Here is a 26,667-nt window from a genome sequence, read left to right as displayed (position 1 = left end):
CCTAAATAATGAGATACTTTGGGGTATTACAAGTTTAGCAAAAGGTTAATTCGATATAGTCACCTCACAACGGCCTTATAAGCCAGTGATTATTTCAAAGTAGAAGTTCGCTTTCGCGAAAGCGAAACAAACCATCGACATACTGCAACCTATACCGACGACCACCTTTTTAAGGTTATCTAAACATTAAATCAAATTCTCAAACGAAACGGAGCTACCTGAATCCCATATATTTGTGTAAAACTAACTCACATGAAACAAATTTACACTCTATTTATTTTTACGCTTATTGCATTGACAAACATGAACGCTCAGGTAGCGTACATTGAAGATTTTAGCACACCTGCAGATGGAACTGGTATCGAAGGTTCTACAGGTGGCACACTAGTTAATATTGGAGATTATCCAGCTGGTGTTGACTGGACGATAGACGCGAGTGCGGGAGAGCTTACAGCTAATTCTGACTGGGCTAAAACAGTAGGAGGCTTATTTTCATTCAGAGACACGGATGGAGAAGTCATCTGGCAGTCTGAAGCAATTGACATTTCAGTTGCTAATGGAGCCTTTAGTTTTTCAGTAGCTGCAAGCAACAATGCTGGTGGCTTTGAAACTGGGGACTTGTTCAATGTTTACTATTCAATCGATGGTGGAAGTTACATTCTTGTTCAAGACTGGAACGGCTTAGGAAGTGCTACCGCTACTATTATTGGAGAAAAAGGCGGCAATGATTGGGACACTTCTAGCGGTGCAGAAATCATTACCGTATCAGGACTTACCGGTACCAGTACTCTTCAGATAAGAGTAGGTGGAAGTGTAAATGCAGGTGGTGAAGAGTTTTTCTTTGATGATGTAACCGTTTTTGAAGGTCAGCCTGCTCCTAGCTTGACGATTACCAGCCCTAATAATAATGAGGTGTTAGCTTCAGGAGATTTTACAGCTTCTTTTACTGTAAATAATTTTAGCGTTGGAAATACAGGAACTGATGATGGTTATGTACAATATCGTTTGGATTCAGAAGCATTTACAGACAAATTTGATACTAACGACATTTCCTTCAGCAATGTAGCGGCGGGAAGCCATGCATTAGACATTCAACTTGTAGACCCGGCAGGAGCTAAGTTAACTCCAGAGGTTATTCAAACGATTAATTTTGAAGTTGCTGCTCAAAACACAGTAGCTAACATAGCTGAGTTAAGAGCTATTACACTGCCCAGCACCACGGTATTTACGATCACTGGTGAAGTAACAGTTACTCACACAGAATCATTCAGAAATCAAAAATGGATTGAAGATGCAACTGGAGCTATCTTGATAGATGATAACGCTGGTGTTATTACAACGGCACTTACCAGAGGTGACAGAGTAAGTGGAATTACAGGGTCTTTAACTGAGTTCAACGGCTTATTACAATTGAATCCAACGGAAGACCCAGGCGCACCAACGTCTAGCGGTAACACAGTTACTCCACAAAGCGTATCTCTTAACGCACTTGCACTGAATCCTGAAGATTATGAGTCTGAATTAGTATCAGTTAGCATGGTATCCTTTACCAATGCAGATGGAACGATCGTATTTGAAAATGGAGCAGACCTCGCTATCGACAATGGAGTTGAATTATTTACACATCGTTCCTTTTTTGGTAAAGATTACATCGGTGAAGTAGTTCCTACTGAGTCAGGAGTTTTAACTGGTGTTGTGGTACAAAATAACAGTAGACCAGAGCCTTATGCAATTTCTCCTAGAGATGCAAATGACATAGGTGCTTTGACGCTTTCCATTACAAGTTTGAACAAAGTGGAATTTACCCTTTTCCCGAACCCAGCAACTAATAGCAAGTTGAACATCAACTCTTCCAATGGTGCTGAATTTGATGTAGAAGTATTCTCTACTTTAGGTCAACGAGTAATCACACAAAAATCAGTAACTAACACTATCAACATCGATAGTTTAACTACTGGATTGTACATCGTAAAGATTTCTCAAGGAGATGCTTCTCAAACTAGAAAGTTAGTAGTGAAGTAAACTACAAGAACAAGGATTATAAGAGCGCCGCAGGGAAACCTGCGGCGCTTTTTGTTTACTTTTGTTCGAAAAGATTTTAGTGAAATTTCCAGTTTTTGATATTAAAAGTGATCGCCAGTTTAACGAATTGGCTCTGGAGGTCTACACGTATCAATTTGAGCGCAATCAAGTCTATAGGAAATATTGCCAGCTATTAGGGAAGCCTAAAGCAGCACATGTGAGCGAGATTCCGTTTCTTCCTATTTCTTTTTTTAAAACGCATCAAGTAACCACTGATATTCAAAAAGATCCGGCGATTACTTTTACCAGTAGCGGTACCACGGGAATACAAACTTCCCAGCATCTAGTAGGAGATTTAGAAATTTATAATCAAAGTCTAGATCACAGTTTCAAGCAGTTTTATGGAAACCATGAGGATTACACCATCCTTGCTCTCTTGCCACATTATTTAGAACGTACGGGCTCATCACTAGTGTATATGGTCGACCGATGGATCAAAAAATCTGGTGATGCACAAAGCGGATTCTACCTCAACAATCTAGACGATCTGGCGCAAATTTTAAAATCCCTTCAGGATTCTAATCGCAAGGTGATTTTAATAGGAGTGACTTTTGCCCTGCTGCAGCTGGCAGAAAAATTCCCAATGGAACTTAATAACACAATCATTATTGAAACCGGCGGCATGAAGGGAATGCGTAAAGAGATGATCAAGCCGGAGCTGCATCAAATTCTAAAATCCGCTTTCAATCCGCAAGGCGGCGAAGGAGTTTATATTGAGCGTAGTCGTAATACGAAAGCGGAAACACACAGTGAATACGGCATGACTGAACTATTGTCGCAAGCTTATGCGCCTGATGGGATTCGTTTCCAGCCACCTGCATGGATGCAAGTAAGCACCAGGGACACCAACGATCCCTTGAGCAGGATCGCGCATGGCAAAACTGGCGGGTTAAATGTGATTGATTTAGCGAACCTAGAGTCCTGTTCTTTTATCGCGACTCAGGATTTATGTAAGACTTATGCAGATGGCACTTTTGAGGTACTAGGTCGTTTTGATCATTCAGATATCAGAGGCTGTAATTTGCTGGCGGTAGGTTGATTTATTTCGCTTTCGCGAAAGCGAAAACAATTACCTTGTACGGCGAAATACCAAAACGGCGAATCCGATAAAAATGAGGAATCCGCTAAGCGCTGCAAAAAACTGCCAGCTACCTACACGGTTTAATTGCTGGACAAAGAATATACCGCCTACAATACTAGCAGTAATGACCAGAAGCCTCGCCATTATTTTGTGTCCTTTTTTCATACGTTTAATTTACCAGAACCAAGAAGTAATTCTTCTTCCCACGTTGCAATAGGATCAAACTACCAGCAATAACGTCTTCCACGCCTACTACTTTATCATCTTCAAACTTTTCCTTGTTGATCGCAAGACTGTTCTCTTTTAACGCTCTTCTCGCTTCACTATTAGAAGGTAGAAAGTCTGTAACATCTGTCAAGAAAGGGACGATTTCAATACCTTTTTCAAGATCTGATTTAGAAATGGTAGTCTGCGGAACTCCTTCAAATATCTCTAGCAAGGTTTCTGTATCAAATCGATTCCATTGCTCCATAGAAACTTTCTTGCTGAACAATATCTTACTCGCTTCTACCGCTGTTTCATAAGCCTCCTGACCATGAACCATAACAGTTACTTCTTCGGCAAGTCGTTTTTGTAGCACTCTGTACCCAGGATCTTTAGCGTGCTCTTCAATCAAGTCCTTACAGGTTTGTTCATCTAGAAAGGTGAAAATTTTGATCCAGCTGATGGCGTCTTCATCTGTTGCAGTGATCCAGAACTGATAGAATTTGTAGACGCTGGTCTTATCAGCATCCAGCCAAATGTTTCCTGATTCTGTTTTACCAAATTTAGTCCCATCTGCCTTAGTTACTAATGGAGTAGTGATAGCATAAGCCTTGCCGCCAGCTTTACGGCGTACTAACTCTGTTCCCGTGGTAATATTTCCCCATTGATCTGATCCACCTATCTGGAGTTTGCAATTCATATTCTCGTACAAGTGAAGAAAGTCGTAACCTTGAAACAACTGGTAAGTAAACTCAGTAAAGCTCATCCCGTCGCCTTCACCAGAAACTCTCTTTTTCACAGAATCCTTTGCCATCATGTAATTGACAGTGATATGCTTACCGATGTCGCGAGCAAAGTCAATCAAACTGAAATCTTTCATCCAGTCGTAATTATTGACCAGCTGCGCCCGAGTTTCTTCAGCACCACCTTCAAAATCAATAAATCTTGAAATGACAGATTTTACTCCAGCAATATTTTTATCCAGAATTTCTTGGGTCAACAAGTTACGCTCCGCACTCTTGCCTGAGGGGTCACCTATCATTCCAGTGGCACCACCTATCAAAGCAATAGGTCGGTGACCAGCGCGCTGCAAGTGCATCAATAGAATAATCTGTACCATACTGCCTATATGCAGTGAGTCAGCCGTTGGGTCAAAACCTATATAACCACTTACCGTTTCAGAGTTCAGTAATTCTTCTGTATCGGGCATGATATCGTGAATCATTCCGCGCCATTGCAGTTCTTTGACAAAATCGTAGGACATAATCTAGGTTTAAAGCCTGCAAATATATGGGCTTTACCCAACTTGCGGACGCACAACGGCGGCTATTGTGTATTTTTGCCCTCATGATTCTAGTCACAGGAGGAACTGGTCTGGTAGGCGGCCATTTGTTATATCGCTTTCGCGAAAGCGAAACACCCATCAATGCTATTTACAGGACAGAAGATTCAATTAATAAAACTAGAGTCATTTTTGATTCCTACCGTAAAGGTGACGCTGAACTAGTCGATGAGATCAATTGGATTCAAGCAGATATTTTAGACGTTCCAAGTCTCGAACTAGCTATGGAAGGCGTGACACACGTTTATCATTGTGCTGCAGCATTAGGCGGTCTATCCTTTGAGGAAATGACAAGAGTGAACGTGCTGGGCACACAACACTTGATCGATATTTGCATCGCTCTCAAAATTCAAAAATTTTGTTATATCAGTAGTATCGCCGCTTTGGGGAATCCTATAGGAGATAATGCCGTCACTGAAGAGGATTTTTTTAATCCAGACGCTTTGAATACCGACTATGGCATCTCAAAATATGCTGGTGAAATGGAAGTGTGGCGCGCCTCGCAAGAAGGCTTGCCTGTGGTAATAGTGAATCCTGGAGTTATTATAGGTGAGGGAGATTATAGCGAGGGAAGTGGTCAACTTATAGAAAAAACCTATCAACGGCAACCATTTTATACAAATGGCTCTTCGGGTTTTGTAGATGTTAGGGATGTGGTGAAAATCATGGAAAAACTCATGAAATCTGAGTCATACAATGAGCGTTTTATTCTTGTAAGTGAAAATAGGAAGTTCAAATCGGTACTTAGTGCAGTTGCAAACGCACTACACAAGAAACCACCAAGGATTTTATTGAAAAAATGGATGTTGTATATCGTTTATGTATTCACTAAAATACCTGCGGCTTTAGGAATAATTGAAGGTTTGAGCAGGGCTCAGGTTTCAAGCTATACCTCAACTACAAATTACAATAACACTAAAGTGGTTGATCGCCTAAACTACAGTTTTCAAACTCTAGACGTTACAATACAACGTGTAGCCAATCATTATTTACAATCAAGAAATTAGTTTTCAGGTAGATCATCAGGATCCCGCAAGGGCTCAGATTCAGACCTATACATCTCTTCTTTTTTCTTGAGGTCTCTTTGTTCACGAACGGTAATGCTATCCTTTATCACATTCATTTTTTCTTTTACCTTTTCCATCAAAACCTGATAATCCTCCACGTTATCTGAGTAGTAAAACAGGTTTTCTTTAAAAGTCAGGCTGTCTGTATCGTACTTTTTATAGATGTATTCATTAGGCAGCACTTTAAGATCTGTAAACATTCCTCGATCTGTAGTCATCGCTGCTTCCATCAAATAGAGATCTGTCAATATATCTGCCATTTTATCGTCCCCATAAAAGTCTTCTGGACGATCTAAATATTTCACGTCTGAACAGGATACTACAAGCACTAAGGCTATTAGATATATTAAAAATCTCATCGTTGAAAGCTTAATGCTTGCGCTGCCTTTTTATCGTTGACCTGAAAATTGCGGTAAGCAAGATGTCCATTGACTAAGGTATGCGTTATGCGACTTTTAAAGGTTACACCTTCAAAAGGAGACCAACCACACTTGGCCAAAATATTTGATTTTTGAACGGTCCATGGATTGTTTGTATCCACAATTACTAGGTCTGCCTTGTACCCTTTCTTGATAAAGCCTCTATCTGGTATATCAAAAAGAATGGCTGGGTTGTGACACATTTTTTGCACTACTTTTTCTATAGTGATGCGTTCTTGATGCACAAATTGCAACATTGCTGTAAGTGCATGTTGCACTAATGGCCCACCACTAGGAGCACTGAGGTATGAATTACTTTTCTCCTCAATTGTATGTGGGGCATGGTCTGTAGCGATCACATCAATTCTATCATCTAATAGCGCTTTCCACAACTGCTCCTTATCCTCAGCTGATTTGACTGCTGGATTCCATTTGATATGAGATCCTTTTTTAGCATAATCTTCATCAGTAAACCACAGGTGATGGATGCAAACTTCTGATGTAATTTGCTTGTCTTTCAACGCCGTTTTCTTGTCGAATAATGCGGTTTCTTTTCCGGTAGATAAGTGAAACACATGAATACGAGCGCCAGTTTTTTTAGCCAGCTCAATCGCGCTAGAGCTGCTTTTATAACATGCGTCTACATTACGAATTACGGGATGCTGATCAAAGGGAATGTCATCACCGTATTTCTCAATAGCTTTCTGCAAATTAGTTTTAATCGTATCCTCATCTTCACAATGCAAGGCAATGCGCATTTTGACATTTGAAAAAATATTTTTGAGCACTTCCTTATCATCTACAAGCATATTTCCAGTCGACGAACCTAAAAACAACTTTAAGGCTGGCACTCTAGAAGTATCAACTTTTAAAACCTCCTCTAGATTATCATTAGTCCCACCGAACATAAAAGCATAGTTGGCATGACTGTCTTTTGCCGCAATCGCCATTTTATTTTCCCACTCTTCTATCGTCGTTGTTTGTGGTGAAGTATTCGGCATCTCCATGAATGAGGTAATTCCACCGGCAACTGCCGCCGCACTTTCTGACGCGATGTCGCCTTTATGAGTTAATCCTGGTTCTCTAAAGTGAACCTGATCATCAATCACTCCTGGAAGAACATACTTCCCTTCTGCATCAATGATGGTGGTGTCGCCGCTTTTAGCACTTATGCTGTCAGCAACTTCTATTATGGTATCGCCTTCTATATAAATATCACCATTAGTGACTTTCATATCAGTGACAATACGGGCATTTTTAATTAATGTTTTTCTCATAGCTCCAACCTGCCGAACAGGCTCTTCAATTTCATACTCAATATTCCAGTAACGGCTTCATTTATAATACCGCTACTCATTTTAGACTGTCCTCTAGACCTATCAGTAAAGATGACAGGCACTTCAATTATTTTGGCCTTCAATAAGTAGGCTTTAAACTTCATTTCTATCTGGAACGCATAACCTACAAACTTAATTTTGTCCAGATCCAGCTTTCGCAAAAGCGATACCCTATAACATTTAAAACCTGCGGTGGTATCGTGGATATCCATCCTTGTGATCAATCTCACATATTTTGAAGCCACGTAGGACAACAATACCCTAGACATAGGCCAGTTCACGACATTCACACCACGCACATAGCGACTGCCTATAGCAAGATCTGCACCATGGAGGCTGCAGGCCTCATACAAAAGTTGAATATCCTTAGGATTATGTGAAAAATCAGCATCCATTTCAAAAACGTACTCATACTGCTTTTTAAGCGCCCATTTGAATCCATGGATGTACGCTGTTCCCAGGCCTTGCTTTTTGAGGCGTGTTTCTAAAAACAATCGCTCAGGATACTCCTGCATCTTCTCAGTCACTTGATTACCTGTTCCATCCGGCGAATTGTCATCCACAACTAACAAATGAATGTCTGGGTAATCGCCCAGCACAGTATCTATCATCAACGTGATATTCTCGCTTTCCTTATAGGTAGGAATAATGACTAATGTGTTATCCATGCAGCCCACAAAAATAAGGAATTAATGGTCTGAGCTCTCAAGGGTTCGTTAAATCCGCTTATTTTTACCACGCCATGGAAGCTATCAATCGCATTGCGGAATCTTGGGACTGGATCAGTATCATTCTGTTTTCTAGTTTGCTTGCCCTTGCTGTGGTCCGACAACTCTCTAGTGTCTCCTTTACAGAGTTTCTGAGCGTCTATTCCAGCACAAGGTTTATCAAAATAACTAGGGACGACCGGATCGACAATTACTATTTGCTGCAACAAACAGGAATTATTCTTTACACCATAGGGATTTCTCTTATGGCTTTCAAGTTATATATGATAACTGGCAGCACTGAAGCCGGATTCACAGATTTTTTACTCCTACTGACCACAATAGCGGCATTTTTGCTTTTCCGGCATTATTTATCAAAGCTGGTTGCGACCATTGGTGATTTTGATCCGATTATTTTAACCATAGATCACCACCGTAATTTATACCGTGCTGCATTTAGCATTACATTTTTAGTGGTAAACGCGATTATCTTCTATGTTATTCCGAATAAACACGATATTATCTATGGTATCTGCATCGCTACCCTCGGTTTGTTTTTTCTATATCATTTAATCCTGATTTACAGCCATCGAAAGTCGTTAGGAGTCTCACTATTCTATTTTATTTTATATCTTTGCACGCTGGAAATCGCACCTTATTTGCTTTTGTATAAGTATTTTATCGTGTGAGGCCTTACACCACAAAGAAAACTACTGTATGAAAGTGAAAACGATTTTAGTTTCCCAACCTGAACCTAAAATGGAAAATTCACCTTACCAAAGTCTGGTAGATCGGACAAAGGTAAAGATAGATTTCCGCTCCTTTATTCATGTGGAAGGTGTACCTGCTAAAGAAGTGCGCGAGCAGAAAGTAGATTTAACAAAGTACACTGCCATCATCCTGACCAGTCGTAATAGTGTAGACCACTTTTTTAGAGTTGCAGAGGAGATGCGATTCAAAATCCCAGATACGCTAAAATATTTTTGCCAAAGCGAAGCGGTAGCCTACTACCTGCAAAAATATGTGGTTTACAGAAAACGTAAAATATATGTAGGGAAAAGAACTTTTCCTGAGCTGATACCGCTTATCAAAAAGCATAAGAACGAGAGCTTCTTATTACCTAGTACAGATAAATTGAAAGATCTAGTTCCTGAGGAGCTGGACAGTCTAGGTATCAAATGGAAAATTGCCACTTTCTTCAGGACAGTGATCAGTGACTTATCTGACCTAGCTGACGTGAAATACGATGTGCTTGTGTTCTTTAGTCCTAGTGGGATTGAATCCCTATTTCAAAATTTCCCGGACTTTGTTCAAAACGAAACCAGAATTGCAGTTTACGGTAATACCACCAGTCAAACCGCAAAAGAAATGGGATTGAGAATTGACATACAAGCGCCCACGCCTGAGTCTCCATCGATGACCATGGCAATTGAAAACTACATTAAGTCCTTAGGAGAGTAAAATTAGTTCGCTTTCGCGAAAGCGAACTTCTCTATAAACAAAAACGTCCCGAATTATTCGGGACGTTCTTCATTTAAAATAAATAGTCTTATTTCAACGGGCCACCAGCCAAAATTTCTGGTGTTGCTTGACCTTCATACTTCTTGAAGTTCTCCCGGAAGAATGTGGTCAATTTATTAGCCGTCTCGTAATATCCCTTGTCGTTATTCCAAGATTTACGTGGACTCAATACCTCAGTCGGCACATTAGGACAAGTACGCGGCTGTTGCACACCAAACATGGAGTGCACATGAAAATTATCTTTATTAGCAGCCTCTAATGAACCATCCAATGCAGCAGCAATCATCGCTCTAGTATGCTTCAATGGCATGCGCTTTCCAACGCCATAAGGCCCGCCGGTCCATCCAGTATTGACTAACCAAACAGTCACTCCAGCATCTCGCATTTTTTGGCTTAACATCTCTGCATACTTCACTGGGTGCAATGGCATAAATGGTGCTCCAAAACAAGCGGAAAAACTAGGAACCGGCTCAGTTACACCAGCCTCTGTACCTGCGACTTTGGCTGTATATCCGCTGATAAAGTGATACGCGGCTTGTCCTGGTGTTAATTTAGAAATAGGAGGCAACACACCGAAGGCGTCTGCGGTAAGAAAGAAAATATTTTTAGGGTTCTTTCCGATTGATGGCTCCTTGATATTATCGATATGATAAATAGGATAACTTACTCTTGTATTCTGAGTAATACTGATATCTTCAAAGTCAACGGTCTTATCTTCCTTTAAGACTACATTTTCTAGTATGGCACCAGGCTTGATGGCATTAAATATTTCAGGCTCTTGTTCTTCACTTAAGTTGATCACTTTTGCATAACAACCGCCTTCAAAATTGAAGATCTCATCATTTGCTGTCCAGCCGTGCTCGTCGTCACCTATCAATTCTCTCTCGGGATCTGTAGAAAGGGTTGTTTTACCGGTACCACTCAAACCAAAAAAGATAGCTGTATTTCCATCTTTACCCACGTTTGCGCTGCAGTGCATAGGTAGTGTGTTCTTATCCACCGGTAAGATAAAATTCAAGGCACTAAAAATCCCTTTCTTTATCTCACCTGTATAACCAGTTCCACCTATCAAAGCGATCTTATCCGTGAAGTTAAGAATGGCAAAATTGTGTTGTCTCGTGCGATCTATTTTAGGATCTGCCATGAATCCTGGAGCATTGATAATAGTCCATTCTGGATCAAAAGATTGTAACTCCTCCTCTGACGGTCGTAAAAACATATTGTAAGCAAACATGTTCGACCATGGGTACTCGTTGATCACTCTTAAATTTAAGCGATAATCTTTATGCGCACAAGCATAAGCATCCCGTACAAATAACTCTTTACCGTCTAGGTATTCTGTAACTCGTACTAACAAATTATCAAAATCCTTTTTGTTGAAGGGAATGTTGATGTTTCCCCACCATACTTCATTCTCAGTAATCGAATCTTTGACGATGAATCGATCGAGTGGAGATCTACCTGTAAACTCTCCAGTATGAACTGCGAGAGTACCATTTGCGGTTTCTTTTCCTCCGAAGGAGCTGACCGTCAAATCCTGTAAACTCTCAGGAGATAATTGGTAATTGATTTTTGAATTTTTGATTCCGTATTGATCTAACGAAATCGATTGCGCTTTTAAAGCTTTTGAACTCATAATTTTGTTGTAATTCAAGTTGTCCTGCAAAAATATACATGTTATACGCTGTTTACCAATTATTCTAGCCTTTAAATAAGGATATTTTGATAATGCCGTATATCCATCCAGAAATAAGCAACAGCCCGCCAATAGGAGTAATTGGACCTAAAAAACGGAAATCTAAACTCGTTATTGCTGTAGTAGATAACAAATAAATGCTAAAAGAAAAAAGAATTGTCCCAGCAAGAAAAAGAATCCAAAGCACTTTTTTTGAATGAGATGAAAGCAAATTGACTTGAGAAATAATAAGCATTACCAATGCATGATATATTTGATATCGAACCCCAGTTTGAAAACTGTTCATTTGATCGATATTGAGATAATTTTCTAATGTATGTGCCGCCATGGCACCTAGAATCACAGCAATCAACATTAGTATACTGCCAGTCATTAATAACTTCTTTTCCATATCACCTATTTATCTTTCAGAGAATTTTACCTTGGACTAAAATTACGACACACATGCGACACATACTGATTATAGGTGCTGGGAAATCTACAGGAGTATTAGTAGACTACCTTCTAAACAAATCAGAAGAAGAGAAATTACAACTTACCATTGCCGACAAAGAAATCGCTCCAGCATTGAGGCTTTGTGATGGACGTCCTAACGCAAAGGCGATTACTTTAGATGTCTTTAATAAAGCGGATAGAGTGGAGCAACTTAAAAAAGCGGATATCGTAATTTCAATGTTGCCCGCAAGATTTCATATTGAAGTTGCTAGAGACTGTGTTTCTTTAGGAAAAAACCTAGTGACCGCAAGTTATGTAAGTCCTGAGATGCAAGAGCTAGATACCCAGGTAAAAGAAAAGCAACTTGTTTTTATGAACGAGATAGGCGTGGATCCAGGAGTGGATCACATGAGCGCCATGCAAATCATTGACCGTATAAGGGAGGACGGTGGTAAAGTCATTCTTTTTGAATCCTTTACTGGTGGGCTTGTAGCTCCTGAAAATGATGACAACTTATGGAATTATAAATTTACATGGAATCCTAGAAATGTGGTGACCGCCGGCCAAGGTGGTGCAGCAAAGTTTATACAAGAAGGAAAATTTAAATACATCCCTTATCACCGTTTGTTCCGTAGGACAGAATTTTTAGATGTGGAAGGGTATGGCAGGTTTGAAGCGCTGGCAAATAGAGACAGCCTCAAATACATGGAAGTTTATGGTCTAGAAAATGTCCTGACACTATATCGTGGTACGATGCGAAGGGTAGGCTTTAGTAAAGCCTGGAATATGTTTGTCCAACTGGGAATGACAGATGACACCTACCAGATGGACGATTCTGAACACATGAGTTATAGAGAGTTTGTTAATAGCTTTCTTCCCTACTCGCCTACGGATAGTGTAGAGCTGAAAATGCGTCTGGAGTTAAGAATTGATCAAGATGACATCATGTGGAACAAACTTCTGGAACTGGATTTATTTAACGATGAGAAAAAGATCGGGATTAAAAATGCTACTCCAGCACAGGCACTTCAAAAGATTCTCGAAGATAAATGGACTTTAGAGCCTGGTGAAAAGGACATGATAGTGATGTACCATAAATTTGGGTACGATGTCAACGGAGAGAAAAAACAAATAGACAGCACCATGGTCTGTCTAGGCGACGGTGACAAGCAAACCGCAATGGCCAAAACCGTAGGGTTGCCAGTAGGAATGGCTGCACTGCGCATTCTAAATGGGGAAATAAAAACCTATGGGGTACAAATTCCTATTATGAAGGAAGTATACCAACCTATTCTAGAAGAGCTGGAGACTTATGGTATTCGCTTTCGCGAAAGCGAAACAAAATATCTAGGCTACAACGCGCTGCACCGCTAGCGTCTTCTTAAAAAGATGGAAAGGAAATACAGTAAGGTCGCTAAGGAGCCTATTGCGGCAACTAAATAGGTTCTGGCAGCCCATTTTAAAGAGTCTTCAGCTCCTGCATGTTCTTCAGGAGTTAGCATTTGCTCTTTTTCTAACCAGGCAAGCGCTCGATTACTGGCATCATACTCTACGGGCAATGTAATAAATGCAAATAAAGTTCCCATACCATACATAATGATTCCTAAGAGTAGAATGTAGTTCCCAAAAGCAGTACTGGCCGCCAGCGCAAGTCCACCTATCAGTACCCATTGTGAGTATTTTGAAGCGATGCTTACTAGAGGTACTAAGTTTGAGCGCATACTTAACCAAGAGTAAGCAGTGGCATGTTGTACTGCATGCCCTACCTCATGGGCTGCGACGGCAGCAGCCGCCGCATTGCGCATAGAATAGACTGGATCGCTTAGATTCACTGTTTTATTGGCTGGATTGTAATGATCTGTCAACTGACCCTGCACTGAAATTATTTTGACGTCGTGAATGCCGTGATCACTGAGCATCTTTTCTGCAATTTGTGCGCCGGTCAACCCATTTTTGAGATGGACCTGAGAATACTTTTTAAATTTTGATTTGAGCCTGTTGCTCACAAAAGCACTGATTAAAAAAATCAGTCCTGCGATGATATAATATCCTATCATTTTGAAATTTATTGAGCTTTAAAATTAAATCAATACCTAAGATTGATCTGATAAGCTCGTCTTAAAACTAGAGGTACCCTATCTATCAAATCCCCAATTCATGAGATCTGTCCGTATTCCAAAATTAAACCAGGTGGTAGTTGCCTCTTGAACCACGGCATTATCAAACTCAGGAGAAATATTCCTGTAAATGAATTGTCCGTAGATTTTTAAATTACTGGCTGGGTTGATCAGATAACCCGCTTCTAATTCCCCATAAAAGAACGGTGCGGTATTCCCTTGAGCTATGGTATTACCATTATCTGCTATGCGGTTGTCCTCTGTTCTATAAATATTCCCTCCATAATAGGCAGTATCTCCATTGGTAAGGATGTCAAAACCTCGCTTGCCTGTGATACCTTTAGCGATTCCATACCAACGGTCTTTAGTGTATCTCGCGATTAAAATGGCTTCATAAAAACTCGCTCCCCAAGGATGCGCCAGTGCTTGATTGGTATTTCCATAATTCAACACCACTGTGTTATGGCTGTAAGTATATGGCCGGACTCTATTGTATTCTGCTTGTAGCATTAGGTTAGGTACTCCTAAGGCATTTTGATACTTTACCCCTAATTGGTAGGCGCTTTTATTCTGATAACTCCCATCTCCACTAATTACTGAACTACTTGAGAATTCGTCTAATACCAATTGTCCATAGGCCGTTACATTATCACGCATTTTATACTTAGCGGTAATTCCTAAAAGAGCATTCCCGCCGCGAGAACCTGTCTCTAACTCTATCGTCTGGTAAAAAATCACTGGGTTTAAATAATTGAAATCAAACCCACGGCCGTTGTCATCTTGCCACAAAACGCTCTCGAAAAAACCAAGACTCAAACGTTTTGTTGCGTTCCAGCTTAAATAATGATGCGCCATATATTTAGTACGGAAGGAGTCATCTGCAGTAACCTCAGATCTTACATCTCTAAGTGACGTATAAAGTACTGTATAATCTAGCTTCCAAAATTTTGCGTTCACCTTTACATAAGGAAACGGCTGGGAATTGTCACTCAATACAAGCGACCGGTACCCATCACCTATAAAATGTTGTCCATGCCCTAGTTGTAAATTGAAGTATTTACTGGGCTTGTAATTGATATAACCTGTGGCTACTGGATAATCATAAATATTCTCACCTCCATCCTCTGCAATACCACGTCCAGGGACGACTCCTGGATTGCCTCCATCTGGAGCTCGCTGGGTTATTTCTCGGTTGAAGTATTCCGCGAACCTTCCTTGAGATTCTTGAATGGTAGCGCCAAAGGTCAATTGCTTACCTATACCTCCATTAACCGCAACCAGTCGCGTATTATTAAACGTATTCACGTTCTCGCCAGTATCTTTTCCCAACTGCAGGTCAACGCCTGGATCAATCACAAACCAATAATCCTTACCTGCGACTTCAAAAAAGTGTTCGTTCCACAACTTGCGCCCAAACCAACTACTCGCATCCTTCAATAAGTTGGAGCGCTCTTTTTCTAGATCAAAATATTCTCCCACATAATCAAAAGTATAAGGCTTTACTGCAGTGTGCGCATTGCTTCCTACTCTATTCATGGCTGCTTCATAACGGTGGTATCTCTGGTAAGAGAATGGAATGATGGCGTTCGACCTCAACTCTTGACTGTTGTAATCCTGTGATGCAATAGTGCTGTAATCGTCGTTCGCTTTCGCGAAAGCGAGCTCTATTTCATTATTTGATGTTGAATTAGAAGTTATCTCTTCGCTTTCAGCCAGTTGCATGAATGAACCACCTTCCACCATAGGTACCTGAAAGCTCACAATAAATTGCATGAACGTGGGGGAACCATAATAGGTAGCTGGTTCAATTACAGGCAATTGATCCAGCGCTGTATTTAAAGCGGTTTTAATATCTGTAGTTCGAGCATCTACTAAAACGGGTATAAATTGACCTTCTTTATTTACCTCAAATCTTAGTGTCGCTTGAGTACTGGTTTCCATACTTTTAGGCTGTTGATAGGCCTGATACAACTCTGCATAAAGTTGATCATAGAAACAAGATCTCAATACGGCATCGTTAGCTCCAGCACAAGCAGGGAATTGGGGGTATTGTTCTACATCAGTCTGGGCAGCACTGAGTAAACTACTGAATAGCGCCATCATGGCGAGGAACTTCAATCTCATAGATGTTGGGTAATCTGGGCTAAATATACTTGATTTAGAAGGTGGAACGCAAAAATGCCCATGACATTGTCATGGGCATTTTATAAAGTGTGTTGCAATTACTGAATCCTAAAACGTATAGGCAATGCATAGGTAGTATTTACTGCTGCTCCATTATACTTCCCTGGTTTCATTTTAGGAAGACCAGAGATGAGTCTACGAGCTTCTTTTTCCAATGCAGCATTGGGAGCTCTTACTTGTATATCCTTAGGACTACCATCAGTTCCAATAGTAAAGACCACAGTAATAGTGACTAAATCTTTTCCTTGAACTTCATTTGCTAAAGCTGTATCAAATTTACGTTGTACGTATCGAGCCATTTTCTCATTGAGACATGAAATACGCTCGTCTTTATCAAGGCTCTCACTACAACCAGGAAACAAAGGAACCTCAGATACCGCAAGTAAATTGTAATTTACTGGCTGGGCTGGCGCGGATGGCTTTTCAGGTGCGCTTGCCGCAGGATCGCTGGTTACCGGTTGATCTATTGAGGTAGCGGGTTCAGTATCTACTGGGTCTGGTTCCTGATTATCAAGAATTACCGGAGCTTTGTTCATATCCACCTTTTTTACGGGTGCTGTGGGTGCTTTTGTCTTTGGCTTAGCAACTAGTTTTTGAGGTTGTGGTTTTTCGATAGTAAATCGATCCATATTGACTTCCATAGCCATGGACTCCTTAAATGTTGCGGTATAGGTACTTTCTGTTATTGGAGTTTGCAACTCAATAATCACGAAGGCTACTAATAAAGCAGCGATGATTCCTAAAAGGAAATTAATAAAAGGGTTGACCTTGACATTGACCGATTTCTTATCGGCTCTCATGTCTCTAGCGGATGTTGCAGCACCGCTTTTGAAGTTGAGATTTCTCATAATGAATGGTTTTATGTTATGTAAAACCATTCTCAAGAAACATACCATAAAAAAACCGCTCCATTATTATGGAGCGGTTTAGATACACTAATAACTTAAATTTAATCTTGTACTTCAAAGATAATAGGCAGTCCATAGATTACACCTACTGGCTTACCACGTTGCTTACCTGGAGTCATTTTAGGAAGCTTATTTATTACTCGAGCAGCCTCTGCCTGTAATTTAGGATCCTTAGCTCTAGATTGAATTCCTGTTATATTTCCAGATTTATCAATTTTAAACTGAACACTGATAGTTTGCTTACCTGTAAGACCTATCTCGTTAGCAAGACCCGTGTTGAAATTTTTGTTAACGAATCTGGTGATCTTTTCTTGCATACACTTTTTACGGTCTGCATTGTTGTTCTCTCCTTCACATCCTGGGTAAATCGGCACATTCTCAATAATCGCAAAAGGTACATCTGCAATAGTTTCAACTACACCTACCTCTTCACTTACTGCTTCTACCTCTACGATCTCTTCCTGCTCATCAGTTTCAGTATCTTGAATAATTACCTCTTCAATCTCTACTTCATCTTCAACAACTTTGATCACCTCTGGTGCTGGTGGCGGTGGTGGTGGTGGCGGTGGTGTGTTCAACATTTGAGTAATTGGAATATCTTCCTCAATAGGAGCTAAGACTACTTCTTCATACACTTCTTGTGTTTCTACCTCTTTAGATTCGTACTCCAAACCTTGCCAAGACAGCAACAACATAAACGCTAGGCCCATTAGGGCGTAGATCGTAATGTTCTTACGTAAATCTGCGTTCTCTGATTTTTTTACTTCCATAATAGGATTTCTTTAAAGGCTAAAAATATATAAATACTAGATCAAATGAAAGATAAATTTCATTAACTCCTGTAAAATAAATTAGATGCCGAATATACCAATAATGCTGCAATTATAATGCCAACCGTATTCGCCATCATATCATAAACATCCATACTGCGGTACTCTGAAAAATAGCCTTGCCCTAATTCGATCAACCCACCTATAATCAATGAAAAGAAGGCTGCAGCGATAGCTATTGTTGAGGACCAACTGGAAAGTATGGTACGCAGTGAGTATTCAAAATGGGTTTGCTTTTCTAAAAACCGGTGATAAAAAAATAAATACCAAAGGAAAAACATTACCATATACCCTAACGCATGGTATACTTTATCAATATTAGTAAGCTGAATGTTGGGCAAAGGAGGACTATCAGCTAGAGATCCATACGCTACTAATAGCGTATAGAAAGGAGCTAACCAATAGAGCAGTTTTTGCATTTAAGCTACCAAATCCTTATAAGCATCTGCTGATAACAAACCATCTATTTGAGAGGCGTCACTGAATTTGATCTTGATCATCCAGCCATCACCATAAGGGTCTGAATTCACCAATTCTGGTTCGTCCTCCAGCTTTTCATTGAACTCGATGATTTCACCTGCCAATGGTAAAAACAAGTCAGAAACTGTTTTTACAGCTTCCACGGTTCCAAAAACTTCTTCTTGATCTAATGTTTCGTCCACCGTTTCTACCTCAACATAAACGATATCACCCAACTCGCCTTGAGCAAAGTCAGTAATACCTACTGTGGCGGTATCACCTTCAATTTTGATCCATTCGTGATCCTTAGTATATTTTAATTCTGCAGGAATATTCATAGTGTGTTTTAAAAGCTGGTAAATTTAGAAAATAACGATGGATTTGTTAAGCCTTGCGACATTAATTACCAAAGGTATATCTTAATGTAACTCCACTGCGAATCGTCGTTTGTGGGAACGCGGTAGAAATGGCAAATTTAGAGAACGAATGATCGTAGTAAAACAGGGCTTGGAATGCTCTACTCAACGCATACTCTGCCGTGAACTTTGCACCATAAATCGTTTGTCCAGCCGTAGCCTGACTATTTTCTAGATCTAGATATCGAATAATTGTCACATTATCTCTCACTGACCCATCAAGTCTCAAGTTCAAATCGCTCTTTATTACCTGGCTGCGCCCACTAAAGTTAGTACGGAATGGTACATCTTTAATTCTGTATCCTACTCCTAATACCAATTCATTACCGCTAATTTCAGCTAATAGATTATTGTCAAAACTCAACGATACAGCACGATCTTTCTTCAACTCTGCTGAAATGGATAGCGAGTTTTTCATTTCAAAATCCACTTTAATTAATGGTGTAAATCGTTCTTCTAAATAGATATTAAAGAATAAGTCTTGAGGTTTAAAGTCACCGTTTTGATTCAAGGCCTGTCTATTTTGTTGCTCGTAACTCAATCCACCATTTCCATCTACAAAGTCTAAATTAGTTTGGAACCTATTAATAGTGTAGGCAGATCGATAGCCATGCTGTAAAGAGAATCGTTTGAATCGCTTCTGGAACCATTTTAATTTCATCAAACCTGTATACTTCACATCCCAGTTAGGAAGTGGAATATCTTTGAAGGCACTCTTGCGCTGGTCGTCTGGATTGCGACCTTCATAGGCGGCCAAAAAGGCGGGAAGTAATACTGTTTGACTGTTACGACTGAATCCATTAGGGTAGCCGTTCTCGTCCCTGGAGAAATTATTACCTCCATAGAAGTCACGAGCCAGTCGATTTGCTACATCCAGACGATACGTTCTAAAATTATTGAACACCTGAGAATTATCGATGGAACTTGGATTAAAAGCTGTCCCTATCATGATCGTTGAAATACTGAAGTTTCCAAAAGTCTGCGGAGTCAGTGACTGGTAAGACAAATCATCTGGATTTATTCTATAGTTTTCAGTAAAGGTTTCTTGATATTCTCTATTAGTAATGATATCAATCTTAAGGTCAGGAAGTAGATCCACATTGAAATTCACGGAAAGTTCCTTACGTTCAGTTTCAAAGTATTGTTCGTTAAAATCTTGGTACAATGTCAACCAACCTTGTCGGGCTGCAAAATCACGAACCTCTGCCTGACTACCAAATGTAAAAGCTGTTGTAGGTCTAAATGTTCCTATAAACCCAACGCTAGGGGTATATCCAGGAAGATATGTCCCATTATTTTCCTCGTAATTGATTGTGGCCCGCTTTATTGATGTTAAAACTCCGACTACAGTGTTGTATGTCTTATTGGCAAAATTTTCTTTAGGAATATTGATGTCCTCTTTCTTTTCTACCTCAGCAAGATTGCCGCTTTCTTGATTTGCTCTAGGAAGTCTACTTCTAGAAGTACTTCTTGATCTTTGCTGGGCATCCTTGCGTGCTGCAGCTCCAAATTTTTTCTTTTCTAAACCTACGTATTTGTACAACTTGTCTAGATCTAAATTCCCATTAATACGATGCGTGTTGGCGTTTTGCACACTGTTTCCTAAATTCGGAATTCCTTCTAATTGCTGGAATTGCTGGGAATTACGTTGCCAATTAAAGTCTGCGGTGTAGGTATATGTCGCTTTCGCGAAAGCGAGAAAAGGCAGCTTACTGAAGGGTACTTGATAAGTCGCTTTAAACTGTTGTGTATGGGAATCTGGAATTCCTTCATCCAAGAAATTGCTCCAGAGCGTATAATTCTCATCAATAGTGTTCGTCTCATTATCTATGTAACTGCGTACAATCCGGTCGTTGTTTGCAGAAATGTTCAAATTGAGCGACTGGGTCAAGTCCCATGTAATAGCGTATCTATTCCCTAAAGTAAAGTTGCGATTTGTAAGCGGTGCAATGGCAATGTTTTGGGCGTCAGGAATCCCGTCACCATCTAAATCTACAGGATTAGTGTCCAACTGTAAATCACGGAAAGTTTGCTTATTGAATTGTCTAACTATAGACCCGCTAGCTGTAAAATTATTAGGCAACAGGTTAAAATTGATGTCTCGAATAAACTTCAAATAATCTCCCGCAAGGGTAGTGTCCGCCTCTTTAAAGGGCTCTACTTTAAATTCTGGAAATGCATAATTGTAAGTTGCATTTACATTCACCGCTTGATTTTTAAATTGCTCAATCTCAAAATTGCGCTGGTCTGTTTGATTGTACGATCCTGAAAAAATAAAGTTTTCGATATCGTAGGGCATGGGTTTACTATCGCCTGTACGATCCTTCCCTACTCCAATTAAGTTGATACTTTGACGTCTAGTATAATCTTCTGACTGTTCCTGTATGGCATCGCGCTCTTCATCGCTAGTTGCATTTGCAAGTCGGGTATCTAACTCAATATCCTCAAATTGTGGATCAAATTGTGGTGTTACTGTTTCCTCTTCAATTCTATACGAAAAAGGAATATTTAACCCCCATTTCTTAGGGAATAGCTGACCCACTCCTATACTTGTGGTTACATCGTATTGTGTGACGTCTTCACGGCTGCGCTCATTAGGTCCTTGCTCTATTGCTCCAAAACCTACCGTGCTTCTTCTACCATTAGCGCTGATCGTAGCAAAGTCAGCCACGTTTGCGTCAAGATTCATGACGGCCGCATAGCCTCCTTGATTTTTAAGCCCTGAAAGTCGCAACTCATTGAACCAAACTTCGCCACCAATTGTTGATTTCCCGCTATTGCGAACTCCTAGCATTATTGCTCTAACGTCGCCAAAATTTGGATTCCCTTTAATTCCATAAATCTGCTGGTTAGGCTCTCCTGCAGAATCAGGTTCTAAATCTGCTTGATTGAAGAAATTAACTTCACTATTTATGAGAGTTGGATCACTCAACACCCTTGACTTGATTTCTTGTAACAAGGAAAGGTCGATATCAAACTCATTTGCCGCTGGCCAAATTTCTGATGGTATGGTGGTTCCAAATGGAGTTGTGGTAAGTGGTATTCTTACTTCATAATAATTGTTTGTAAAATCAACACCTATACGAATAAAGGCTTCCAATTCTCCATCATTTAATGGAGTATCGTTTACCAGAGACTCTGCATGCACAAACATTTGCAAGTTTTCATATTGACGCATATCAATACGAATATTTTTAAATACCGCTCTTCTATCAAATGCTTCTAGATCTTCTACTCGCAAGGAAAGAGATTGCTCGTTTTGACGTATGTTTTGATTTTGAGTGCGTAGCTCTTCTCTTATTACTCCAGGAGGTAAACGGTACGGTATGGGAGTACGAGCATCATTAGTTTCAATATTCACCGCTTGTACTTCAAAAGTCGTAGCATCGTCGTCTACATTAGGATCATTAGGATCTAGCGATGCCGTGAAACGACGGTAATCGCCTCGTACCAAATCCATAGCACCAAAACGCAAAAACGTATCCACCTCAAAATCTGACAAATACATTCTCATGAATCGTATAGCCCTGAAATCATTGATTCCACCAATCGCCTCCCGAGTTGGGTCATTCAATGGTACACGGAATTGTACCCAGCGAGTTTCAATGGTTGAACCATTAGGCAAGGTCGTGTTCACTAACCTTGAGTCATTGATGTATGGATTGTTATCTACATCCATTCCAGGATAGACATCGATATCATATTCAAAATAGCTATCGATCGTATTCATGGTATTGTCCCTGTTGATGTCTTCCACATCTGGTAACGTAGTAGAACCGCGATTGGTTTGAGTGACTTGGGTAGGTGAGTTTCCCTCTGTATTGTTATAGCGCTTGTATCTTTCCAACACATCTCCTGTGGCAGCGAGGTAATATTCATAATTATCTGCTGCTGGATCCTCTGGGCCGAATTGCGGAAAGTCACGAACTTCCTCAGCATCGCTATAACCATCCAGACCTATATCCTGATTGATGCGCTCTTGACCTTCAGTATCAAACGCATAGATCAGCGATTGATTCAAAGGTACTTTTCCAAAAGCTGTGGGAACTGTAAGATCTGTGCCGCCATCCTCCGGCAGTCCATTCTCATACTGCTTGCGATTGTCCTTTAAAATATCTTCAGAGATGCTTCCTAAGTTCAAAGAAATCGTACCCCCATCATTTGCTGGATCGTATAAGAATGGGTCCATTACCCAAAATTGAACGTACTCTACATTAGTTTGTTCAAAATCTGTACTCAAAAAGGTTCTGGTTATTCCACCCCAGCTATTTTGTGGATTAGGCAATAAATTAGTTCCAGCAGCTGCCGGGTTGTAATTATAAGAACCTCGTTCATCTGGGTAAAAGGATAAGTCTAGTGTATTAATAACCTGAGTTAAACCTTGCTGAATATCGACTTGAGGAAAAATTTCATCGATAAAAACGCGACGTGTACGATAGTCGGAAACATCAGCATCGCTGATTCCTGTGGGACGTTGGTTTCCATAAAATATGGGGTCAATGGTGTACCAGGCCAATCTCCCACGGCTATAATTGTATGCTAATGGGTTATTAGGACTTCCTGCTCCTTCAAATGCCACAGGAGTACTTGCCAGATTCCAGCTGAGTGGAGACAAGATATCAATAGACGTCTGGGACCCTTCAAAATCATCGACATATGCAGCTGCTTGCCCGTTGAAATTATCACTATCAGGCGATCCTGGAAATAAGTAAGCTGCCTCACCTCGTAGGGAAAGATTCGACATTACATCTGTATCAATATTGGGAAGGCGGTTAGCCAGTCTGGTAAGGAATGGAAGCTCTGTATTGTACAAAAAGTTAGCGCCTATTATGGTGTTGTTTATAGGCTCTGTTCCATAAGTGGACTTCTGAGTAATGGGGCGTTCTTTCAAGTTTAGGAACGTACCGCCTATTATTAAATCTTCACTGAATTGATGTTCTACATTGATTCCCGTAAATCGTTTGGTTTGCTGATTGAAAGTCGAGTTGTTTTCAGTAGAAACTTGGATTGGAACGTTAGAATTTAACAAAGCCTGATCTAATATGATCACGACACCACGGGCATAATCTACTGTATAATCAATACCCTCCTGCAATGTTCTTCCTCCAGCATTTACCGTAACGGAACCGCGTGGTACATTGAAGCCACCAATGGGTATACCTTGTTGACCGCTTGATTTGTATTCTCCTCTAATTAAATATTTATTCTTTTCGGTATTCTGTAAAGCTTGTGCCTTGGTAGTGCGATACATTTCTCTATAAACGTACTGAGCTTGATTTGCATTATATGTAGTAGGATCGTTGTAGTTTTCTGTTCCGCCTACAGGAGTGTTGTCCAATTCATCAAACAAATGTTCTCCAAAGGGCTCTACTGTGGTGAAAATGATTCTGCCTGTTTCTGGTTCAATAGTGATTTCTGGAACAAAGTCGAAGAAACCGTCGCCTGATGGTTGCGGGTCTAGTTGCTGGTTTAAGTTGTCAAGGTTAAAAACTCTAAGTAAGGTAGTTTGATCGACATCGTCTGGTAATGGTACAGCGGGATTAGCTAATGTTCCAGGAGCAGCCGTGAGATAATTGAGCTCTGGTGGGTATTGATAAAAGATGTTCAGTTTAAAATCTTCGGCAGACAAACGACTACCGCCCAGATTATAGATGTTCTTCATCATCAAGTCCCAGATAGGTTCTGAAACATTAGTCAAATTACTCTTCAATAATTTCACCACTAAATTCTGGTTTGTCACCACCTGCTGGGTCGCGCCTTGGTTTTGATTCACCTCAGTGGCTGTAACTCCATCATTTGCAAACTCACCTACTTGAAAAACCTGACCGCCTACTGTATATTGAAACGCTACCGCGACTACTTCATCATTGTTCAAACGTTGGTTTAAAGAGATATAACCCAATTGCGGGTTTAATTTGTACTCACTAGGATTTAATTGACGTGCATTTTCTAACACTACATAGTCAAACCCCTCATTCACTTGGGCACTTCCAAAGCCTTGTTCCACCGTAGCTACGTCACGTATCTGTCGATTCAATATCGTTTCACCACCATTGCTGATGGCTACTGGGTTAAAATCATTATTTCGATTGCTAGGAAAGCTACCCGGTGCCGCATTCAAAAATCCAGGTGGAACCTGATCTAGACCTATATTAGAAGGATCTGATTCTCCTATATCTTGAATAGCTACTAGGTTTCTTACATCTTGTGTTCGATTTCCTCGGTTGGTGATCCATACCTCAGCTCTCGTGATCTGAATATTAGTATTGAGAAATGGATAGTTAGCTAATGTCTTATCATAGTTATCTCTAAAATAATGGGCTAAAAAGAAGTGCCTATTCTCATCATAATCTAAAGAGAAAAAATCGAAGTCATTGATGGTCGCACCACCAGCCGCCTGAACGGTCCTAGATTCTGATTGCTGCTCTGAGAAAACACTTGTAATTCTGGTTTTACCAAACTGTAATTCCGTCTTTACCCCAAAAAGGCTTTGCGCTCCTCGTATCAACTGCGAGTTGAGCGGCATGCTCACGTTACCTACTTCAATACTTTGTAAAATATCATCTTCCGTAGGTGTATAGTCCAGTTTGATTTGATTCTGAAAGTCAAAAGAGCCTTCCGTATCATAGTTCGCATTCACATTCAGTCGAGTACCTACCGTACCCGTCAAACTCAGGTTGATGCGCTGATTAAAATCAAAGGTGAGGTTCTGCCGGTTCCTAGGGGAAAAACTAGGGTTATCTGTTTTATTATACAGAAGTCCTAAATCAATCGCCACGTTTCCTTGAGGAATGATAGAAATCTCACTCCCGCCAAAAATGCTATTAAACAAATCAGAATCTACATAGAAATTAGGAAGCAAATTTTTCTGCTTTTCTTTATCAGCTTCCGTCTTACCGGCTAGTGTGGCAGATTTTTCTTGAAAATAGGAACGTATTTGCTCTTTAATCACCATTTGCTGATACTCTTCTCGAGTTAAGGTAAATGGGTATTGAATGCGGTACTGGGCAAAGCGGCTAGAAAAAATATACCGATCTAAATCTGGATCGTATAAGTAAAGTGTGGTAATGCTGGGCGGGTCGGGTAAGGTGAGTTTACCTACTTTAAATCCAGTTTCAGTTGAATCTTGCGGTGTGGTGGATGGTACTTGCGCTTTCGCGAAAGCGAAAACAACTAAACACATTACGACATATAAATACTTGCGTATCAGATTGATATAATCTTGCCTCAAATCCTATAGTTGTTTAAGTGCTTGCTTAATGAGTTGTTCTGTAGTCGCATCTGGCTGGTCTGAAAGGATTTTATCAACCACTTTCTGAGCCTGTTTACGTACGTACCCTAAGGTTTCCAAAGCAGATAACGCCTCATCTCTGCCTCTATTGCTTGGCAGCACTGAAATTTGTGGATCTTCTAGAACCTGCAAAATTTTATCTCTCAAATCTAGAATGACGCGCTGGGCTGTTTTAGCGCCAATTCCTTTTACGCTCTGGATCGTGCGCACGTCGCCATTTGCAATGGCTTGTGCAATCTGGGAAGGATCTAGACTGGAAAGCATGGTTCTTGCGGTATTAGCGCCTATACCAGAAACCGTCAACAAAAGTTTAAAAACCTCACGCTCACTTTTTTCAGCAAAACCGAAAAGACGCTGGGCATCCTCGCGTACTAGTAAGTAAGTATATAATTTGATATGTTCACCGTCCGGTATAAGGGAATAGGTATGTAGAGAGATCTCTACAAAATAGCCTACACCAGCGCAATCTATAACGACATCAGTAAGATTCTTCTCGACCAGCTGGCCTTGCAGTTGAGCAATCATTTAACAGGATATTTGCAATCGACCAAATGTAACAAAATAAAAACAA

At 40.3% G+C, this 26,667-nt stretch carries 21 protein-coding genes; 6 read left to right on the top strand and 15 right to left on the bottom strand.

All coding sequences use genetic code 11. The features are described 5' to 3' along the window. Positions 1-252 precede the first annotated feature (252 nt). Both NMS_RS13430 and NMS_RS05535 read left to right on the top strand, forming a co-directional pair. Positions 253-2,022, top strand: coding sequence for a T9SS type A sorting domain-containing protein (locus NMS_RS13430; RefSeq protein ID WP_052476751.1), 1,770 nt, complete (start codon positions 253-255; stop codon positions 2,020-2,022). Positions 2,023-2,101: 79 nt separating this feature from the next. Beyond that, positions 2,102-3,121: a LuxE/PaaK family acyltransferase gene (locus tag NMS_RS05535; protein WP_041497502.1), complete on the top strand. Its 1,020-nt coding sequence runs from the start codon at positions 2,102-2,104 to the stop codon at positions 3,119-3,121. A 30-nt stretch (positions 3,122-3,151) separates the two neighbouring features. Here NMS_RS05535 and NMS_RS13885 read toward each other — a convergent pair whose 3' ends face one another. Together NMS_RS13885 and tyrS are read right to left on the bottom strand one after the other, a co-directional pair. After that, positions 3,152-3,328, bottom strand: a complete 177-nt coding sequence (locus tag NMS_RS13885) for a hypothetical protein (protein ID WP_158448963.1) — start codon at positions 3,326-3,328, stop codon at positions 3,152-3,154. A gap of 4 nt (positions 3,329-3,332) precedes the next feature. Continuing rightward, entirely contained in the window at positions 3,333-4,631 is a 1,299-nt protein-coding gene (gene tyrS, locus NMS_RS05530; protein ID WP_041495814.1) for a tyrosine--tRNA ligase, read from the bottom strand. An 83-nt stretch (positions 4,632-4,714) separates the two neighbouring features. On the opposite strand from tyrS, the gene NMS_RS05525 reads away from it, so the two are divergent. After that, positions 4,715-5,716: an NAD-dependent epimerase/dehydratase family protein gene (locus NMS_RS05525; RefSeq protein WP_041495813.1), complete on the top strand. Its 1,002-nt coding sequence runs from the start codon at positions 4,715-4,717 to the stop codon at positions 5,714-5,716. Here the strand turns inward: NMS_RS05525 and NMS_RS05520 are convergent. From NMS_RS05520 to NMS_RS05510, 3 genes are read right to left on the bottom strand one after another with little or no spacing between them, the layout of a single operon-like run. Continuing rightward, positions 5,713-6,135: a DUF4296 domain-containing protein gene (locus tag NMS_RS05520; RefSeq protein WP_041495812.1), complete on the bottom strand. Its 423-nt coding sequence runs from the start codon at positions 6,133-6,135 to the stop codon at positions 5,713-5,715. The two genes, NMS_RS05525 and NMS_RS05520, sit on opposite strands and share 4 nt — an antisense overlap. Then, positions 6,132-7,472 (bottom strand): dihydroorotase, encoded by a 1,341-nt coding sequence (locus NMS_RS05515; RefSeq protein WP_041495811.1) that lies wholly within the window; start codon positions 7,470-7,472, stop codon positions 6,132-6,134. The genes NMS_RS05520 and NMS_RS05515 overlap by 4 nt, the downstream gene beginning before the upstream one ends. Then, positions 7,469-8,200, bottom strand: coding sequence for a polyprenol monophosphomannose synthase (locus NMS_RS05510; protein ID WP_041495810.1), 732 nt, complete (start codon positions 8,198-8,200; stop codon positions 7,469-7,471). Before NMS_RS05510 ends, NMS_RS05515 begins: the two co-directional genes overlap by 4 nt. Positions 8,201-8,274: 74 nt before the next feature. On the opposite strand from NMS_RS05510, the gene NMS_RS05505 reads away from it, so the two are divergent. Continuing rightward, a complete protein-coding gene (locus NMS_RS05505) occupies positions 8,275-8,928 on the top strand; it encodes a DUF4271 domain-containing protein (protein WP_041495809.1) in 654 nt (217 codons plus the stop codon). Between the two features lie 28 nt (positions 8,929-8,956). Next, positions 8,957-9,700 carry a uroporphyrinogen-III synthase gene (locus NMS_RS05500; RefSeq protein WP_041495808.1) on the top strand — a complete coding sequence of 248 codons (744 nt, stop codon included), beginning with the start codon at positions 8,957-8,959 and terminating at the stop codon, positions 9,698-9,700. An 88-nt stretch (positions 9,701-9,788) separates the two neighbouring features. On the opposite strand, the gene pckA is transcribed toward NMS_RS05500, so the two are convergent. Beyond that, positions 9,789-11,396, bottom strand: a complete 1,608-nt coding sequence (gene pckA / locus NMS_RS05495) for a phosphoenolpyruvate carboxykinase (ATP) (protein ID WP_041495806.1) — start codon at positions 11,394-11,396, stop codon at positions 9,789-9,791. 64 nt (positions 11,397-11,460) lie between these two features. Further along, positions 11,461-11,847 (bottom strand): DUF423 domain-containing protein, encoded by a 387-nt coding sequence (locus tag NMS_RS05490; RefSeq protein ID WP_041495805.1) that lies wholly within the window; start codon positions 11,845-11,847, stop codon positions 11,461-11,463. Positions 11,848-11,900: 53 nt separating this feature from the next. Here NMS_RS05490 and NMS_RS05485 point away from each other — a divergent pair, with 53 nt between their 5' ends. After that, the gene (locus NMS_RS05485; RefSeq protein WP_041495804.1) at positions 11,901-13,265 is read left to right on the top strand and encodes a saccharopine dehydrogenase family protein; all 1,365 of its coding nucleotides are present in this window, start codon (positions 11,901-11,903) and stop codon (positions 13,263-13,265) included. Here the strand turns inward: NMS_RS05485 and NMS_RS05480 are convergent. The 8 genes from NMS_RS05480 to ruvA all read right to left on the bottom strand — a co-directional run bounded on the left by NMS_RS05480 (position 13,262) and on the right by ruvA (position 26,621). Next, positions 13,262-13,948 (bottom strand): zinc metallopeptidase, encoded by a 687-nt coding sequence (locus NMS_RS05480; RefSeq protein WP_041495803.1) that lies wholly within the window; start codon positions 13,946-13,948, stop codon positions 13,262-13,264. The genes NMS_RS05485 and NMS_RS05480 overlap by 4 nt on opposite strands. Positions 13,949-14,026: 78 nt before the next feature. Then, on the bottom strand, positions 14,027-16,132 hold the full coding sequence (locus tag NMS_RS05475; protein WP_052476749.1) for a hypothetical protein: 2,106 nt from the start codon (positions 16,130-16,132) through the stop codon (positions 14,027-14,029). A gap of 98 nt (positions 16,133-16,230) precedes the next feature. Continuing rightward, positions 16,231-17,040, bottom strand: a complete 810-nt coding sequence (locus tag NMS_RS13425; protein ID WP_052476747.1) for an energy transducer TonB — start codon at positions 17,038-17,040, stop codon at positions 16,231-16,233. 101 nt (positions 17,041-17,141) lie between these two features. Continuing rightward, complete coding sequence (locus NMS_RS05465; RefSeq protein WP_041495802.1) at positions 17,142-17,870, bottom strand: energy transducer TonB; 729 nt, start codon at positions 17,868-17,870, stop codon at positions 17,142-17,144. 62 nt (positions 17,871-17,932) lie between these two features. Next, a complete protein-coding gene (locus NMS_RS05460) occupies positions 17,933-18,349 on the bottom strand; it encodes a VanZ family protein (protein ID WP_041495800.1) in 417 nt (138 codons plus the stop codon). Continuing rightward, positions 18,350-18,727, bottom strand: a complete 378-nt coding sequence (gene gcvH, locus NMS_RS05455) for a glycine cleavage system protein GcvH (RefSeq protein ID WP_041495799.1) — start codon at positions 18,725-18,727, stop codon at positions 18,350-18,352. Positions 18,728-18,788: 61 nt separating this feature from the next. Beyond that, a complete protein-coding gene (gene sov, locus NMS_RS05450; protein WP_052476746.1) occupies positions 18,789-25,988 on the bottom strand; it encodes a T9SS outer membrane translocon Sov/SprA in 7,200 nt (2,399 codons plus the stop codon). 51 nt (positions 25,989-26,039) lie between these two features. Then, a complete protein-coding gene (gene ruvA / locus NMS_RS05445; protein WP_041495798.1) occupies positions 26,040-26,621 on the bottom strand; it encodes a Holliday junction branch migration protein RuvA in 582 nt (193 codons plus the stop codon). Positions 26,622-26,667: the final 46 nt, after the last annotated feature.

It is taken from the genome of Nonlabens marinus S1-08 (genome assembly GCF_000831385.1).
In the GTDB taxonomy this organism is placed as follows: Bacteria; Bacteroidota; Bacteroidia; order Flavobacteriales; family Flavobacteriaceae; genus Nonlabens; species Nonlabens marinus.
The sequence above is the reverse complement of the archived record's forward strand: the minus strand, read 5'-3'. Positions and strand labels throughout refer to the sequence as shown.